This is a genomic window from Aliterella atlantica CENA595 (assembly GCF_000952155.1).
GTDB lineage: Bacteria > Cyanobacteriota > Cyanobacteriia > Cyanobacteriales > Chroococcidiopsidaceae > Aliterella > Aliterella atlantica.
Map to the genome: position 1 here is coordinate 23092 of NZ_JYON01000029.1, position 16554 is coordinate 39645.

The following is a 16554-nucleotide window of genomic DNA, read 5'->3' on the forward strand; positions in this document are numbered from 1 at the left end:
TAGTTTTAATTTACCCAAGCTTCTCAAACACTTTGAACATCGGCAGGTACATTGACAGCAGGATTGTACCCACCATGCCCCCTAAAACCACAATCATCACTGGTTCGATGACGCTAGTAAGGGCTTTTACTGCCTGTTCTATTTCATCTTCATAGAAATCAGCAACTTTCATCAACATTTGGTCTAATTCGCCCGTTTCCTCGCCAATACTAATCATTTGAATTGCCATCAGTGGAAAAACATCGTCTTTTCTAAGCGCAACGCTAATCATCCCACCTTGTTGAATTTCTTGCCTAGACGCATCTAAAGCATTAGCAATCACTTGATTTCCAGCGGTATCTCGAACAATCTCCAAAGCAGTAAGAATTGGTACGCCCGAACGAGTTAGAGAACCAAAAGTTCTGCTAAAACGAGCTACCGATGATTTTTGAATCAAGTCACCAAATAAAGGCATTTTTAAAGAAATCCGATCTATAGTTTCTCTGCCTAGACGAGTTCTGTAGTATTGCCTATAAAAGAAGCTGCCAACAATAAATATAAGAATAGGAATGAAAATTCTCCAACTTCTAAGTATTTCACTAATTGTCAGCATGAACTGCGTCAAGGCTGGCAGTTCGACTCCTAACTGTTTGAAAATATCCGCAAAAATTGGAATCAAAAATATAGTCATACCGAGGAATATCAGTACGGCTAGAAAGCCTACTGCTACTGGGTAAGCTAATGCTGACTTTACTTGATTTTGCAGTCTAGCAACATCTTCTAATAACTTAGACAAGCGGTTCATTACTTCATCTAACACGCCGCCAACTTCTCCAGCCTGAACCATGCTGACGTATAAGTTATCAAAACAGGCAGGATGCTTACGCATTGCTTCTGAAAGGTTCACACCTTGCTGTACGTCTTCGCTAATTTCTAATAAAGCTTTTTTAAGTTTGGGATTGCTAGACTGTTCGGCTAGCAATCCGAGACTTCTGACGATCGCAACTCCAGCATTAGTCAAAACCGCAAATTGCCTGGAAAAAATAGCTTTATCTTTAACAGAAACACTGGTAAAAGCTGCTTGAAATTGACCTAAGTCAAGATCGCCACTGAATTTAAATTCTTGAGCTTGTTTTAAGTCTTGAATGACAAAACCCCGTTCTCTCAAGTTAGAACGGGCGGCAAAAGGAGTATCTGCAACAATTTTTTCTTTTCTGGCATTGCCTTTAGCATCTCGAACGCGGGCAACATAAGTAGGCATAGCTCACATCCAAATCATTGGGAATTGTATAAAGTTGAAAGATTTGGGATGAAGGAGCATACTGCTATAAAAGTATTTCCCTCATCCCTAACAGTAGTTATTTAGCGAGCAGTGCTAGTAGGAACGCCTGGTTTTGCTCCTGGTGCGCCAGCAGTTGGTACGTTACCAATTAGCCGCTGCAATTCATCTGTCTTAGAAGTTTTGGACATAGCCGCTTCAAAAGAAATTGTCCCCGCCTTGTAAAGATCGGACAAAACTTTTTCTAAAGTTTGCATCCCGATTTTGCCCCCAGTTTGAATTGCTGAGTAAATCTGTGCTGTTTTACCTTCGCGAATGAGGTTAGAAATAGCAGGAGTCACAATCATGATTTCTTGTGCCATTACCCGCCCGTATTCATTGGGTTTAGGCTTTTTCTTGGATACTAGAGTTTGACTGAATACAGCTACTAAGGAGTTAGACAACTGAACGCGGACTTGCTGCTGCTGTTCTGGCGGAAATACGTCTACCATCCTGTCAACAGTTTGCGATGCCGAACTTGTGTGCAACGTGCCAAATACTAAGTGTCCTGTTTCTGCGGCGGAAATGGCTAGCTGAATTGTTTCCAAGTCGCGCATCTCGCCTACTAGAATTACATCTGGATCTTCGCGCAGGGCAGCACGCAACGCATTAGCAAAACTTTTAGTATCTTCGCCTACTTGACGCTGGTGAATTAAGCTTTTGATGGGTTCGTAAACAAATTCAATCGGGTCTTCAACTGTAAGAATATGCTCCGATCGCGTCATGTTAATGTTATTGATCATTGACGCTAGCGTTGTTGACTTACCAGAACCAGTAGGTCCGGTGACTAAAACTAATCCTCTTGGCTTTTCAGAAATTTCCCGCACGATATTCGGTAAATTCAAAGCTTCCATGTTGGGAATCTTAGAAGATAATGCCCGCAAACAAGCAGCATACGTACCGCGATCTTTATATACATTGACTCGGAACCGCGCTAATCCTTTTACACCATAGGAGCAATCTAGTTCCCAGTTCTGCTCTAAGTTCTTGCGTTGGGTGTTATTGAGCATACTGAATATTAACCTTTGACACTGCTCTGGTGTTAAAGGCTCGTGTTCTGTAGGCGTAAGTTTGCCACTGACGCGGATGTATGGCGGTAGTCCTGCTGATAAGTGGAGGTCTGAACCACCACTTTCAACTACTTGTTCCATTAGGTCTTCGATCATGTATTCCATTTGTTTATTTCCCGATTAATAGTATTTGTAGTCTTTTGCTATTTGTTACTCTTGAAAACGCGAGGTCATACAGTACGGACAGTCTAGCCATTCTTGTTGCAATTGAGCGCTGCAAACTCGGCACTCTAAAGCGGTCTTGCGTTTTGCTTTTAGTTCAGCTTCTAAGCCAGAATCAGTAAAGGTTACTCGTTCTACTTCTTCTAATGTTGTATTGCCTTGGCGAACTAAATTGAGGCTGTAAGCAAGCAAAGTGATCATGCCTTCTTCGACTGCTACTTCTTTGATCCGTTCTGTCGGCGCTCCCTCGGTAATTAAGGTCTGCAATCGCTCGGTGATCCGCATCACTTCGTAAACGCCACATCGTCCTTTGTAACCTACACCGCTACAATTTTGGCAAAGTTGTCCGGCACTGCGGGCTTGCTGGATTTGCTCTGGCTGTAGAGTATTAGCTTTATACAAGGTAATAGCTACATCTTGAGAACTTGTTAACCCAAATCTAGCTAATTCTGCGGAGGTAGGCGTGTAGGCAATTTTACACCCCGAACAAACGCGCCGCATTAGACGTTGAGCAACTACACCTAGCAACGCTCCCGACACCATGAAAGGTTCTACACCCATTTCGTCCAAACGAGCGATCGCACCTGCGGCATCGTTAGTGTGTAATGTAGTCAGTACCAAGTGTCCGGTTAAGGCGGCTTCAATCGCTGTTTTGGCTGTTTCTTTATCTCGCGTCTCACCCACTAGAATCACGTCTGGATCTTGACGCAAGAAGGAGCGCAAAATTGAAGCAAAGTCCATGCCTTTTTCGCGAATTACCTGTACTTGAGTAATTCCTGGCAATGAGTATTCAATCGGGTCTTCAGCAGTGCTAATATTTACGCCTGGATCGTTGCGTTCTGCTAATACTGAGTACAAAGTCGTCGATTTACCAGAACCAGTAGGTCCAGTTACTAGCAATAGTCCAAACGGACGGCTAGCCATGTCTCTGACAATTTGCAGGCTCTCAGGATCGCTAATAAGTTTATCTAAGCCTAGTTGAGTTGACGAGTTATCTAAAATCCGCAGTACCACTTTTTCCCCGTAGCGGCTAGGCAAAGTGCTAACCCGAAAGTCTACTTTTCTGCCTTCAAACATCCGGCGGATACGACCATCTTGAGGCATCCGGCGTTCGGCAATATCTAAGTCCGAAATAATCTTAAAGCGGGCGGTAACTGCTGGGACAATTTGCTTGGGCAAAGGTTCAAAAGCTTGTCTCAACACGCCATCTTTACGAAAGCGGATCCGCAAAGATTCTTCTTGCGGCTCAATGTGTATATCTGATACTTTTTCCTGGAGAGCTTTAACCAGGATTTTGTTTACTAACCCAATTACAGGTGCAGCGCCCGCATCTTGAACAGCCGCGCCTAAATCGGCATCTACATCATCCGGCGCGTCTTGCAAGTCCAGATTTTCTAGCTCTGATTTGACATCAACCGATTTTTCTAAGTCTACTTGCTTTTGCTTTTCTACTTGTTCGTCTAAATACTTGGATAAAATTTGCTGAAAGTCTTCTTGGGTAATTACTATTCTTTGTAAGCTAAAGCCTTTGGGGCGTAAAATTCGATTTAAAGTATCTTGAGCATCTAGGTTATCCGGCTCAACCATTGCCACTACCACTGAGGGCGGTTGAGTATCATTTTTTGCTAAAGGTAGTAAACGAAAGCGGCGACAAGCATCGACCGGAATTAAAGTATTAATGAGATTGCCTACTTGCGCGGTTTTAGTCTCGTTGACCTGGGGATCGAGACTTTCGACTCCGTAGAGAATTTTTAGTTCAAATAGCTGCTGATTTTTATACTGCCTGAGCAAGTCTGGTGTTAGTTGCTTGCCAGTCACCGATTCCAATAGCTCTGTCAGGGGTTTACCTGACTTGCGGCTTTCAGCTATAGCCTGCTGCATTTGTTCGCGATTGGCATAGCCAGCTTCAATTACTTTATTGCCAAACGGTGAAAAGTCATTTTTAACAATCAGCGCTCGCCGCTGAGAGGAGGAATAAGTCATAAAATATTTACGATTTAAAGTTGCTATGGATAAAGTATGCCCAAAGTTAAGGGCAGAGTTGCTATGAGAGGAAGCGATCGCGCATAAAAAGTAGCAATGGCAACCAGCAAAAAAAGCAATTAGCAGTCTCTAACTCCAGCCATTTGCTTTTACTATCCAACTAATGCAGGGCAAAATGTCAACGATCGCAACTAAAATATTTGTTAACTTTGTTATTGCCGATGTAATTGGTGCATCCTAGAAAAAGACGGACTAATTTTTGCCTCTATGTGCATAGTTTTGAGCATCTAGGATTAAGGCATAATGGTTGACGAAGAAAAAATCACCGAACCGCACAATCAACTTTATAGCGATCCATTAGAGGTCTCACAAGCCACAATGAACGAGACAACGCCAACAACAGATTCTAATTTCGATGCCAACACCGCCGCAACACCCACACCAGAAGCAGGGGTGGATATGTCCAGCGATGTTGCTACCCCAGAAAATGCGGCTGCAACTAACGGCGAAGCCCAAACATCATCCGACGAGCCGCAAATAGCAGCGCTCAAAGCTCAAGTTGAAGAGCGAACAAACCAATATCTGCGAATTGTGGCGGACTTTGATAACTTCCGCAAGCGATCGCAAAAAGAAAAGGAAGATTTAGAGCAGCAAATCAAAGGCAATACAATCACCGAATTGCTGCCAGTAGTAGATAATTTCGAGCGGGCAAGGTCGCAGCTAAAACCGCAAACTGAGGCAGAAATGTCCATGCACAAAAGCTATCAAAGCGTCTACAAGCAGTTGGTAGATTGCCTCAAGCGCTTGGGTGTAGCCCCCATGCGACCGGAAGGCAAGGAATTTGACCCCAGCCTCCACGAAGCTGTAATGCGCCAACCTAGCGATGAATATCCTGAAGGTACAGTTTTAGAAGAGTTGGTTAGAGGCTACTTTTTGGGCGATCGCATTTTGCGCCATGCTATGGTCAAAGTGGCTTCTGCTCCTGAACCTGTAGCAAATTCTGAAGAAGACTCGACAACTGCCACTGAAGGAAGTTAAGTTTAGCTTGCACGAACTATAAAGTTCGCGCTAAATAGAAGTGAAAAACATTTCCATAAACGACCTTTGACAACAAAGCAAAACTACCACTAAGTATGGGAAAAGTCATCGGCATCGACTTAGGCACGACAAATAGTTGTGTTGCCATCTTAGAAGGTGGTCAACCAACAGTAATTTCCAATTCAGAAGGCGGGCGCACAACACCAAGTGTAGTAGCATTTGGCAAAGGCAGCGAACGCCTAATCGGGCAGTTGGCAAAACGGCAAGCCGTCACCAACGCCGAAAATACAATTTATAGTATCAAGCGGTTTATTGGGCGGCGCTGGGAAGATACAGCATCAGAACGTCAGCGCGTACCCTATAAATGCGTCAAAGGTCGTGACGATACTGTAGACGTACAAATTCGCGGACGCAATTACACCCCTCAAGAAATTTCGGCAATGATCCTGCACAAGCTCAAACAGGACGCGGAGAACTTTTTGGGGGAAACTGTAGACCAAGCTGTAATTACCGTCCCTGCCTACTTTACCGATGCCCAAAGGCAAGCAACCAAAGATGCTGGAACAATTGCTGGATTAGAGGTATTGCGAATCATCAACGAGCCAACCGCCGCTGCTCTTGCTTATGGCATGGATAAGCTCGACCGAGAACAAAAAATCTTGGTATTTGACTTAGGCGGCGGTACTTTTGATGTATCGATTTTGCAACTAGGAGATGGCGTATTTGAAGTCAAAGCGACTTCAGGAAATAACCATTTAGGCGGCGATGACTTTGATAACTGCATAGTGCTGTGGCTGCTGTCGCAATTTCAAGAAGAAGAGAAAATTGACCTGTCGCACGATAAGATGGCGCTCCAGCGCCTCAGAGAAGCCGCAGAGAAAGCAAAAATAGAACTGTCAACCATCGGCACAACGTCGATAAATCTGCCATTTATTACTGCAGATGAAACGGGACCTAAGCATATGGAGATGGAACTAAGCCGCTCCAAATTTGAAGAATTAGTCGCTCACTTAGTCGAAAGAACCATCGAACCAATGGTACAGGCGCTCAAAGACAGCGAATTAAAGCCAGCGGACATCGATCGCGTGATTTTAGTCGGTGGTTCTACCCGCATTCCTGCAGTCCAAAACGCCCTGCAAAAATTCTTTGGCGGTAAAGCAAGCGATCGCTCTGTCAACCCAGATGAAGCTGTAGCATTAGGCGCAGCAATTCAAGGTGGAGTGCTAGGCGGCGAAGTTCAAGATGTATTGCTCTTAGATGTTACGCCGCTATCATTGGGTATTGAAACTTTAGGCGAAGTATTTACCAAAGTAATCGAGCGCAATCGCACAATTCCTACTAGCAAGTCACAAGTATTTTCTACCGCCACAGACGGACAAATTTCTGTAGAAATCCACGTCCTACAAGGCGAACGGGCGATGGCAAAAGATAATAAAAGCTTAGGCAGATTTGTCTTGGCGGGAATTCCTCCCGCCCCGCGCGGTATGCCGCAAATTGAAGTCAGTTTTGAAATCGATGTCAATGGAATTTTAAAAGTTTTAGCTCAAGATAAAGGTACGGGGCGAGAACAAAGCATTCGGATTACCAGCACTGGCGGCTTAACTGCTAGCGAAGTCGAACGGATGCGTCAAGAAGCGGAAATGTTCGCCGACCAAGACAGGAAACGCATCGAACTAATTGAACTGAGAAACCAAGCTGAAAACTTATTCTACAGCTACGAATCAACCGTAAAAGATAACGGCGCTTTGATCGGTGACGATTTGAAAACTCAAGCCGAGACAGAAATGGCGCAGTTAAAAGCACTGCTCAACGATTCAGCCACTAGCTTAGACACAGTTACGCACAAGATAGATAGTTTTCAGCAATTGTTGCTGACAATTGGTACTAGCGTCTACAAAAAAGCAAGTTCTGGGGCGCACGACTTTATTGAAACTGTCACCGCCAGCAAACAGACATTGCCCCAAACTACCACGAGCGCTAAAACTTCAACACCCCCTGCTAACGATGACTTCGATCTAAGTTTCGATCAAGATAGTACAGTTACAGTTGATTATGAGGCGATCGAATAATGTAGGCTTGTTAGAAATATAATTATTTGGATACATTTAGTAATAGAAGCTTTGATTTAGCTAAAAACTAATATCCATCAGCCGATAGTCAACCTTAACTCCAAACAAAGCAGCGCTTTATGGCTCGCGACTACTACGAAATATTAGGTGTTTCTCGTAATGCAGACAAAGAAGAAATCAAATCTTCTTACCGCCGCCTAGCGCGAAAATACCACCCAGACGTGAACAAAGAGGCTGGAGCCGAAGATCGCTTTAAAGAAATCAATCGCGCTTATGAAGTGCTATCAGAGCCAGAAATGCGCGATCGCTACGATCGCTTTGGCGAAGCTGGAGTAGCGGCTGGTGCTGGCGCTGGCTTTCAAGACTTTGGCGACATTGGCGGCTTTGCTGATATTTTCGAGAACTTATTTAACAACTTTGCTGGCGGCGTGGCGGGGGGTCAAAGTCAACGGCGGCGCAATGGTCCGGTGCGCGGCGATGACTTGCGCCTAGACCTCAAATTAGACTTTAGAGAAGCTGTATTTGGGGGCGAAAAAGAAATTCGCATCTCCCACCTAGAAACGTGCGAAGTTTGCTCTGGTTCTGGGGCAAAGCCTGGTACTCGTCCTCGGACTTGCTCGACTTGTACGGGTTCGGGGCAAGTACGCCGCGTGACCAGAACGCCTTTTGGTAGCTTTACTCAAGTTTCCGCTTGTCCCACTTGTAACGGTACGGGGCAGATGATTGAGGAAAAATGCGAAACTTGCGAAGGTAAAGGCGCACATCAAGTTACGAAAAAGCTCAAAATTACGATTCCAGCCGGAGTAGATAACGGTACGCGCTTGCGGATTTCCGCAGAGGGCGATGCAGGGCAGCGCAACGGTCCTCCAGGCGATCTTTATGTCTATTTGTTTGTTAATGAAGATGCTGAGTTTAAGCGCGATGGCATCGACATCTTATCGGAGATTAAAATTAGCTACCTGCAAGCAATTTTAGGCTCAAGAATTGAAATTAATACAGTAGATGGACCTGTAGAACAAACTATAGCGCCTGGAACGCAGCCAAATATAGTCCTAACTTTGGAAAATCATGGCGTACCGCGTTTGGGAAATCCAGTTAGTCGGGGCAACCATTTAGTTACAGTGTTAGTAGATATTCCCACCAAACTTACTAGCGAAGAGAAAGAATTGCTAGACAAGTTAGCAAAAATTAGAGGCGATCGCACTGGAAAAGGTGGTAGAGACGGATTTTTAGGAAATTTATTTCAGCGATGAGCAATCCATTATCTGCTCCTGATGCCAATCTCGACTTACGCGGTACGCCCTGCCCGATCAACTTTGTGCGGACTAAATTGCGTCTGGAACAAATGCAGCCAGGGGCATTGTTAGAAGTGTGGTTAGATCCAGGCGAACCAATCGAGCAAGTCCCCGACAGCCTGACAATGGCAGGTTATAGCGTCGAGCAAATTGTGGAGGCATCTGGCTATTTTTCCCTTTTAGTACGTCGCCCGCTTGCTGCATGATGGCGTTGGAGGAAGATAAGCACAGCCTGTTAGGTACTGTAGTTGCAGTCCAAGCAAATTACTACCAAGTAAAGTTAGCAGAAACTTTGCTGTTGTGTACTCGCCGCGCCCTTCTCAAAAAAATTGGGCAGAAAGTGATGGTAGGCGATCGCGTGGAAGTAGTAGAACCAGATTGGGCAGGGGGGAGAGGTGCGATCGCCAATGTTTTGCCCAGAAAGACAGAGCTAAATCGCCCCCCCATTGCCAACGCCGAGCAAATTCTGTTAGTTTTTGCTCTAGAAGAACCTACCCTCGATCCCCATCAATTGAGCCGCTTTTTGATCAAAGCAGAATCTACTAGCTTAGATGTATGCTTGTGCTTGAATAAAAGCGACCTACTTGGCAGCGAACAATTGGAAGAATGGCGATCGCGCTTGCAACAGTGGGGCTACGAGCCGATATTTATTAGCGTTGAAGCTAATATTGCCATAGAAGCAGTTAGCCAGCAACTACAAGATAAAATTACAGTTGTTGCTGGTCCTTCTGGAGTCGGTAAATCTAGCTTAATCAATCAACTAATTCCTACAGTAAATTTGCGCGTTAGTGCAGTTTCAGGCAAATTAGGCAGAGGGCGGCATACTACCCGCCACGTAGAATTATTTGATTTGCCCACAGGGGGATTGCTAGCTGATACTCCTGGGTTTAATCAACCAGATTTAGATTGTACCCCCGAAGAATTGGTTAATTATTTTCCCGAAGCTAGACAGCGATTAGCCGTTGCTAGCTGTCAATTTAGTAATTGCCTGCACCGAGACGAGCCAAACTGCGCTGTCAGGGGCGATTGGGAGCGCTACGAGCATTATTTAGACTTTTTGGCAGAAGCGATCGCTCGCACCGATGCTCTCAACCAACAAGCAGATCCCGAATCTAGTCACAAGTTAAAAACCAAGCGCGGTAAAAGTCAGTACGAACCCAAGCTAGAAACGAAAAAGTATCGGCGCACATCGCGGCGGACGCAACAACAGCAGCTACAACAGTTGTACGAGGATACAGAAGACAACGAGGAAAATACTACCAGCACAAGCTAGATTGTTAGACCTCTTGCATAAGTCCATAATTCAAGGGACAAGGGGACAAGGAGACAAGGGGGAATACAGGGGGATCGCTACTTTTGCCAGAAGTCTATTCTAAAATTAAGAATTATTACTTATAGTACCAGCCATGAGCGCCAAAATTGAAATTTACACGTGGAGAACCTGCCCGTATTGCATTCGGGCGAAACAATTACTCAAAAGTAAGGGCGTAGAATTTACAGAATATAGTATTGATGGCGATGAAGCAGCGCGATCGCAAATGGCACAAAGAGCCAACGGCAGACGTTCTGTACCGCAAATATTTATCAACGACCAACATATAGGCGGCTGCGACGATATTCACGATTTAGATTGGCAAGGCAAACTCGATCCTCTACTAGCAGCTAAATAATGTCCTGTAAGATTGCCCCGCAAGCAAGTTAAATAGAACATAGTCGCACTTTATTCACAAAAAATAGTCAGCGTGCTAAAACTTGCTTTTATCATCGATCCTATAGCCAAACTCGATCCAGGTCACGATACTAGCGTGGCACTAATGGAAGCAGCGCAAGCGCTTGGTCATCAAGTTTGGGTGACTCAAGCGAACTTGCTTAGTGTTATCGCTGGCAAAGCTTGGGCGCAGTTAGAACGGGTGCAATTGCAGCCAGTAGAATTAGTAGCAGGGCGTTGGGTAGCAAAATCTCCTTGGTACGAGTTAGGCGATCGCACCAATGCGCCTTTAGAATCTATGGATGCGGTATTTATGCGGACAGATCCGCCTGTAGATGTCACTTACCTCTACGCCACCTACATCCTCGATTATATAGATAAGGCAAAAACCTTAGTAGTTAACAATCCCCAAGGGCTAAGGGCAGCTAACGAAAAGATGTACGCCCTGCAATTTACCAATTCGATCCCCGAAACGATTGTTAGTCCAGACAAACAAATTATTCGCCAATTTGTCGAGTCCAAAGGCGCAGCAATACTTAAGCCTTTAGGGAATAAAGCTGGAGAGGGAATACTGTATTTAGAACCGAGCGATCGCAACTTCAACTCTATAGTTGAACTTAGCACTCTCCAAGGCAGAGTTCCGGTAATGGTGCAGACGTTTTTACCCGCAGCCAAAGAGGGAGACAAGCGCATTATTTTACTCGATGGAGAACCAATTGGCGCTCTCAATCGCTTATCTTCCGGCAATGAGTTTCGCAACAATATGGCAGCAGGCGGGACAGTAGCATCAACAGCAATTACCGACAGGGAGCAAGAAATTTGTGCAGAAGTTGCCCCCCTTCTGCGGCGAGACGGCTTGTATTTTGTTGGGATTGATGTAATTGGCGGCTATTTAACAGAAGTCAACGTTACTAGCCCTACTGGCATTAGGGAAATAGACCGCCTAGATGGGACGAACTTAGGGGCGCGAGTTATCCAATGGGTACAACGTTAGAGGAGCTTTGCTACGCGCCCTTACTCCCTCTAAGGGCGCGGTTGTCTTCTTCTTTGCAAAAAATCAGGTATATCTAGTCCTGGCTTTTCTTTAGGTTCAGCAGCTTGCGGTGCTGTTGGCTGCGATGTATTTGCGGGGGAATTTGGTGGCGCTGGTTTCGGGGATACTTTTGTCAGCGTTTGAGGGGCAGCTTGAACTTCGCCTGTAAAGCCTGTTGCGATAACTGTAATTCTGACTTCGCCTTGCAATCGATCGTCAATCACTGCGCCAAAAATGATATTGGCATTGGGATCGACTACTTCGTAAATCGTTTCTGCGGCAGCATTTACCTCATGTAAAGTTAGATCGCTACCGCCAGTAATATTAAAAACAACGCCTCTGGCTCCTTCAATAGAAGACTCTAGTAAGGGCGATGAAATAGCTGCATTAGCAGCTTCCCTAGCACGAGATTTGCCCGAACCAATGCCAATTCCCATCAATGCCGAACCCGCATCTGCCATAATCGCCCGTACATCAGCAAAGTCAACGTTGACTAAACCAGGGATGGTAATAATATCAGAAATTCCCTGCACCCCCTGACGCAAAACGTCATCGGCATAGCGAAAAGCTTCTTGTACTGGGGTTTGTTCGGAAATCACCGACAGCAATTTATCGTTGGGAATGACAATGAGCGTATCTACTCGGCTTTCTAATGCTTCAATTCCTTGCTCGGCTTGACTTGTGCGTCGTCGCCCTTCAAATACAAACGGACGCGTCACGACACCAACTGTAAGAGCGCCCATTTCTTTGGCTATTTCTGCAACTATTGGGGCTGCGCCCGTACCCGTACCACCACCCATGCCAGAGGTGATAAATACTAAGTCAGAGCCTTCTAAGGCAGCCGCAATTTCATCGCGGGATTCTTCTGCTGCTTTTTGACCAATTGCTGGATTGCCACCTGCTCCCAAACCGCGCGTGAGCTTTTGTCCGATTTGCAAGCGTTTGCAGGGGGATGATTGTACCAATGCTTGAGCGTCTGTGTTGATTGTCCAAAATTCAATGCCAGCCACATTACTCGCAATCATGCGGTTGACTGCATTGCCGCCACCGCCGCCAACGCCAATTACTTTAATATTAGCTACTCGACCGGGTACGATTTCATCTAACAAGTTATCTTCCCCCGGTACGCCATTACCCGCATCGCGCCCGAAATGCAGTCCAGAATTGCTAAAGGGATTGGTAGAATTTACTGCCAGCGCGTACCGAGACTGTCCTGATGATTGAGTGTTTTTATGGGCAAGCCCTTGTTTATTATTAAACATAATTGCAATTTTTGAATTTTTATAAACAACTTTGGGTAATATGGCTAAAAGTTTACTATAAATTTGCCTTCTGGTTCCTCTAGCTGAGATTTTGACTTGTTGTCAGCGTATCAGATGCAAATTATTCATCTTATATACGCGCCAGGTATTCGTAGCTTAGAATTGTCCGGCTGCTGAGAAGGTTTTTCAAGTATTTTTAGCTACAACCAGTAATTTGTCAAAATTTCGTGTCAACATCTGTAATTACTCCTTTTAGTTGCGATCGCTTACTTTGACAGAAGTAAGTTAATTTTGGGTTAAAAGTCTTTAGTCCTGTTTTAGAGCTTTTGATTGAGGGAGCGAATAAACTCTCTGACCACATCTGTTTTTGTCCTTTGATACTTATGACAATATTGCTCTAGTATCTTCATTTCTAGCTCTGGCAGTCTGATACTTAAATGACTTTCTAACATTATTGGTGCTGCAATTTGCTTTACAGTCACTAGGTTACACTACCTACGCCTAATTTTGCTTGGTTTTTGGTTCAAGAAATTTTGTTTGAATATACGGATTATCAGGATTACTTAAATCTATGTAATTAATTTGACTATGAGGAACTTTGGTTGGCAGGGAACCCATTCTCTGCAGGACTTGCAATTGTTTTGTCAGTAGCGGACTATAAGGACCGAGATGTACATTTCCTAGTTCAGTTTTTAAAATTAAGTTGTGCGGATTTTGACAATCAATCTCTGTTATTTTTACTTGCGCTTTGCTGACTGTTTGATAAAGTTCGCGCCAATAAGGTTGATATTGCTCTACTTGTCCTAAAACTTTTAGTTTTGGCATTTGAAACGAGGTACTGTTTGGTGCGGCATAACTTTGAATTGGTATCCATACACCATCTTCAGCAATTAAACCTGTAGTTGGCAGGGCGCGAGTTTTGGTGATGGCGACTGCTACGGGTACTCTTTCTTGCACTTGCAGCGTGACCCTAGGCGGAAATAGTTTGCGCGTAATGCTAGCATCGGCAATTGTCGGCTGGGATTCCAAAGCGCGGGCTAATTCTTCTGGTTGAATTTCTAACAAAGATTTGGGATAAGCAACTGGTAGATAAGATTGAATCGCCTGCGTAGACAGGAGTTTGTTGCCAAAAATAGTAATTTGCTTGGCTTCCTTTACTACCCAAATTGGTTGATTAACTCCCCAGATAAGTCCACCTAAAAGGCAACTTGCAGCCAAGGTTCTCCAAATCGACTGAGCTTGTTCGATCCTTCTGGTACGGCGCAGTACCGAGCGTCTCTGTTCCAACTCTAGTTGAGAAATAGGTGTAATATCCTTCATATTCAGGTATTAATAATATTAATAAGAATCAAAACCTTTTTAAGATTTTTATATATGTTTTAAACTAGCTAACCCATGCTCTCATTGGCGCAAGCCTCTGAGATTTTGCAGTGAATTTTCTGCCTGTAAGCCATGTACTGTTAAAATCCAAACATTTAATTGTCAAGTATGGTATCACGTACATTCTCAACTGTTGCGTGTAAATACATAAATCCATAATTTTTTAAGTTTGGAGTAGAAACAAATATTGCTTAGTTAAAGTCAAGCTCAATCTATAAATGATTGTAATTAGTCACTAAATTTACAACAGTTATGCTGTAAATTTAGCTGAAACACTTAGTTTTCTAGCAATTAGCTGCAACAATTAATAAATATAAGTAGCAAAGATAACATATATAGTTTTATTAGTAGTTATCTATACCACTAAAAAAAGTTGTAGCTATTACACGCGATCGCCAAACGAACCTAGTATTGTTATAAATAGGTTTAATCTACTATTAAATACAATATTGTCCGCGCAATTACCCTGTAACTTATGCCTGCAGCTAAGTTATTAAAGCAAATCAAGGCTCAACAAATAACTCCAGACAAATTTCAAAAGTACGGTCAGGTAATTTATGCTGCTTGCGATCGCAAACCATACGATCTTGCAGATGCATCCCTAGTTCTCAATCTGGGTACTCCTCGCTTCTACATTATGCGCTGCAGGGGACGAGAGCGTAAATTTTCGCAAATGACTCGCCATTTACAATGTACGCAGTGTCTAGGTTCGCTAGCAGGCAAACCTTGGCTAATTGCGGTTGCACCTCCATCGGCTGCACCCTATCCCTCAATCTCAGAAATTGCCGCTTTTCACATTCTAGGCGACTGTTTTATCAAATTAGAGCGGGGAACTTGGCACGCTGGACCTTATTTCGATACCAAGGTTATTGATTTTTACAATTTGGAACTTAGCGATACCAATATTAGCGATCGCCACACTGCCAACTTAAAACCAAAAGACAACTTAGAGCTAGAAATTATTCTGTAATGCAAAGGAATAGTTGGCGCTCGGCTGTGAACTTTGCAATTCTAATCTTTCCGGCTACCAAACCAAGTTAAGAAATCAACCAAAAACCATTTTTTTGCCAGTATTGCTTCTCTAACAATTGTTCTAGCTGGGCTGGAGAAATTATATTCTTCTCTACCATTAATTCACCAAGCTTTTGATTGCGGTGATTTTGCTCGCTTAAGATTTGTTCTAGCTGGGCTGGAGAAACAAACTTTTCTTGAACTAACAGATGACCGAGCAGCATATTTTGTTCTCTTAACACTCGCTCTAGTTCAGTCTGCGAGATCATATTTCTATCTAGAAAGATTTCGCCTAACTTTCTGTCGCTACTAAGCTGTTCCAATAAAGCTCTTTCTAGTTCCGCCTCAGAAATTAACCCTTTGCGGACTAAAATTTGACCTAGCATCGCTTTTTGCATGCGATCGAGAATTTTGCTCATCATTGTCTGGTTAGGAGCGTAATTTGATAGATTATAGGGGAAAAAGTCAGATTCGGTGGAGATTCTTTATATATAATATATTGTTTGTAAATATTTACTAACACTAAAATTACTTAATAATTCTGAAAAATCCCCTAATTATGACAAAAAATGCTCATAAGCAGTAGCTAATGCAGCAAGGCATAGATAAGCAGTCTTATAAATTTTAGCCATGAAAAAACCCGGCTTTAACCGGGCAGATGCACTTATCTATGGAAAATCTTATCTATGTAGCTAAGATGTCCTCAGTTTTGCACCGCTTGTTATTTTACGTCGCACGTCAAAGGACAAGCAGCATAAACAGAAGTTTGTGTAGTATCTGCCTCGCCATGTAGCCAGTTCAACCAGACAACTTCCTTGGGATGAATGCCCTTAAAAGTTAAAACAGCCGCACCTGCTATTACTGCCAATATATTGAAACCAATCAAACTACCTGCTACAAGTAAAACCGCACTAACTGGCATTACTGATTGCAACACAAGTGACAGCAAAGAACCTACTGTAGCCATCAAAACAACTAATGGAAAACCTACTACTAGCAAGCATACTGCCAAAGTAAATGCCCAAATTAAAAAGCTTTTGAGTACAGATAGAAAATATGTTTTTCCTAGACTGGAGCTTTGAGCTAGAGCCATGATTTACCTCCACAGGTAATACAGTTTTTTAAATTAAGTAAAAATTCGGTTGACTAAATCCAAGCTAGTCTGCTTCGTTAAAAATTAGTATATAGACAGTAACTAGCAATATGATCGATTAGTTATTAAAGTTTACAATCTCTATTTTGTATT

At 43.6% G+C, this 16554-nt stretch carries 15 protein-coding genes; 8 read left to right on the forward strand and 7 right to left on the reverse strand.

Annotated features, from left to right (window positions below; all coding sequences use genetic code 11):
* Positions 1-10: 10 nt before the first annotated feature.
* The 3 genes from UH38_RS20535 to UH38_RS20545 form a co-directional block, all read right to left on the reverse strand.
* Positions 11-1240 carry a type II secretion system F family protein gene (locus tag UH38_RS20535; protein WP_045056560.1) on the reverse strand — a complete coding sequence of 410 codons (1230 nt, stop codon included), beginning with the start codon at positions 1238-1240 and terminating at the stop codon, positions 11-13.
* A 101-nt stretch (positions 1241-1341) separates the two neighbouring features.
* Positions 1342-2472 (reverse strand): type IV pilus twitching motility protein PilT, encoded by a 1131-nt coding sequence (locus UH38_RS20540; protein WP_045056561.1) that lies wholly within the window; start codon positions 2470-2472, stop codon positions 1342-1344.
* 45 nt (positions 2473-2517) lie between these two features.
* Complete coding sequence (locus UH38_RS20545) at positions 2518-4512, reverse strand: GspE/PulE family protein (RefSeq protein WP_045056562.1); 1995 nt, start codon at positions 4510-4512, stop codon at positions 2518-2520.
* Between the two features lie 303 nt (positions 4513-4815).
* On the opposite strand from UH38_RS20545, the gene grpE reads away from it, so the two are divergent.
* The 7 genes from grpE (at position 4816) to gshB (ending at position 11616) form a co-directional block, all read left to right on the forward strand.
* Positions 4816-5550, forward strand: coding sequence for a nucleotide exchange factor GrpE (gene grpE / locus UH38_RS20550; RefSeq protein ID WP_045056563.1), 735 nt, complete (start codon positions 4816-4818; stop codon positions 5548-5550).
* A gap of 95 nt (positions 5551-5645) precedes the next feature.
* Entirely contained in the window at positions 5646-7619 is a 1974-nt protein-coding gene (gene dnaK / locus UH38_RS20555; RefSeq protein WP_045056564.1) for a molecular chaperone DnaK, read from the forward strand.
* A 119-nt stretch (positions 7620-7738) separates the two neighbouring features.
* On the forward strand, positions 7739-8872 hold the full coding sequence (dnaJ, locus tag UH38_RS20560) for a molecular chaperone DnaJ (RefSeq protein ID WP_045056565.1): 1134 nt from the start codon (positions 7739-7741) through the stop codon (positions 8870-8872).
* Positions 8869-9120: a sulfurtransferase TusA family protein gene (locus UH38_RS20565; RefSeq protein WP_045056566.1), complete on the forward strand. Its 252-nt coding sequence runs from the start codon at positions 8869-8871 to the stop codon at positions 9118-9120. Before dnaJ ends, UH38_RS20565 begins: the two co-directional genes overlap by 4 nt.
* Positions 9117-10187 (forward strand): small ribosomal subunit biogenesis GTPase RsgA, encoded by a 1071-nt coding sequence (rsgA, locus tag UH38_RS20570; RefSeq protein WP_144405728.1) that lies wholly within the window; start codon positions 9117-9119, stop codon positions 10185-10187. The genes UH38_RS20565 and rsgA overlap by 4 nt, the downstream gene beginning before the upstream one ends.
* Before the next feature lie 133 nt (positions 10188-10320).
* Positions 10321-10584, forward strand: a complete 264-nt coding sequence (grxC, locus tag UH38_RS20575; RefSeq protein WP_045056568.1) for a glutaredoxin 3 — start codon at positions 10321-10323, stop codon at positions 10582-10584.
* Between the two features lie 72 nt (positions 10585-10656).
* Complete coding sequence (gshB, locus tag UH38_RS20580) at positions 10657-11616, forward strand: glutathione synthase (RefSeq protein WP_200892542.1); 960 nt, start codon at positions 10657-10659, stop codon at positions 11614-11616.
* A 29-nt stretch (positions 11617-11645) separates the two neighbouring features.
* Here gshB and ftsZ read toward each other — a convergent pair whose 3' ends face one another.
* The gene (gene ftsZ / locus UH38_RS20585) at positions 11646-12917 is read right to left on the reverse strand and encodes a cell division protein FtsZ (protein WP_045056570.1); all 1272 of its coding nucleotides are present in this window, start codon (positions 12915-12917) and stop codon (positions 11646-11648) included.
* A gap of 501 nt (positions 12918-13418) precedes the next feature.
* Complete coding sequence (locus UH38_RS20590; protein WP_045056571.1) at positions 13419-14237, reverse strand: cell division protein FtsQ/DivIB; 819 nt, start codon at positions 14235-14237, stop codon at positions 13419-13421.
* Positions 14238-14772: 535 nt separating this feature from the next.
* Between UH38_RS20590 and UH38_RS20595 the strand changes: the two genes are divergently transcribed.
* Positions 14773-15267 (forward strand): ureidoglycolate lyase, encoded by a 495-nt coding sequence (locus UH38_RS20595; RefSeq protein WP_045056572.1) that lies wholly within the window; start codon positions 14773-14775, stop codon positions 15265-15267.
* Between the two features lie 67 nt (positions 15268-15334).
* Here the strand turns inward: UH38_RS20595 and UH38_RS25020 are convergent, their stop codons facing one another.
* The gene (locus tag UH38_RS25020; protein WP_052672492.1) at positions 15335-15730 is read right to left on the reverse strand and encodes a hypothetical protein; all 396 of its coding nucleotides are present in this window, start codon (positions 15728-15730) and stop codon (positions 15335-15337) included.
* A gap of 299 nt (positions 15731-16029) precedes the next feature.
* On the reverse strand, positions 16030-16401 hold the full coding sequence (locus UH38_RS20605; protein WP_045056573.1) for a hypothetical protein: 372 nt from the start codon (positions 16399-16401) through the stop codon (positions 16030-16032).
* Positions 16402-16554 lie beyond the last annotated feature (153 nt).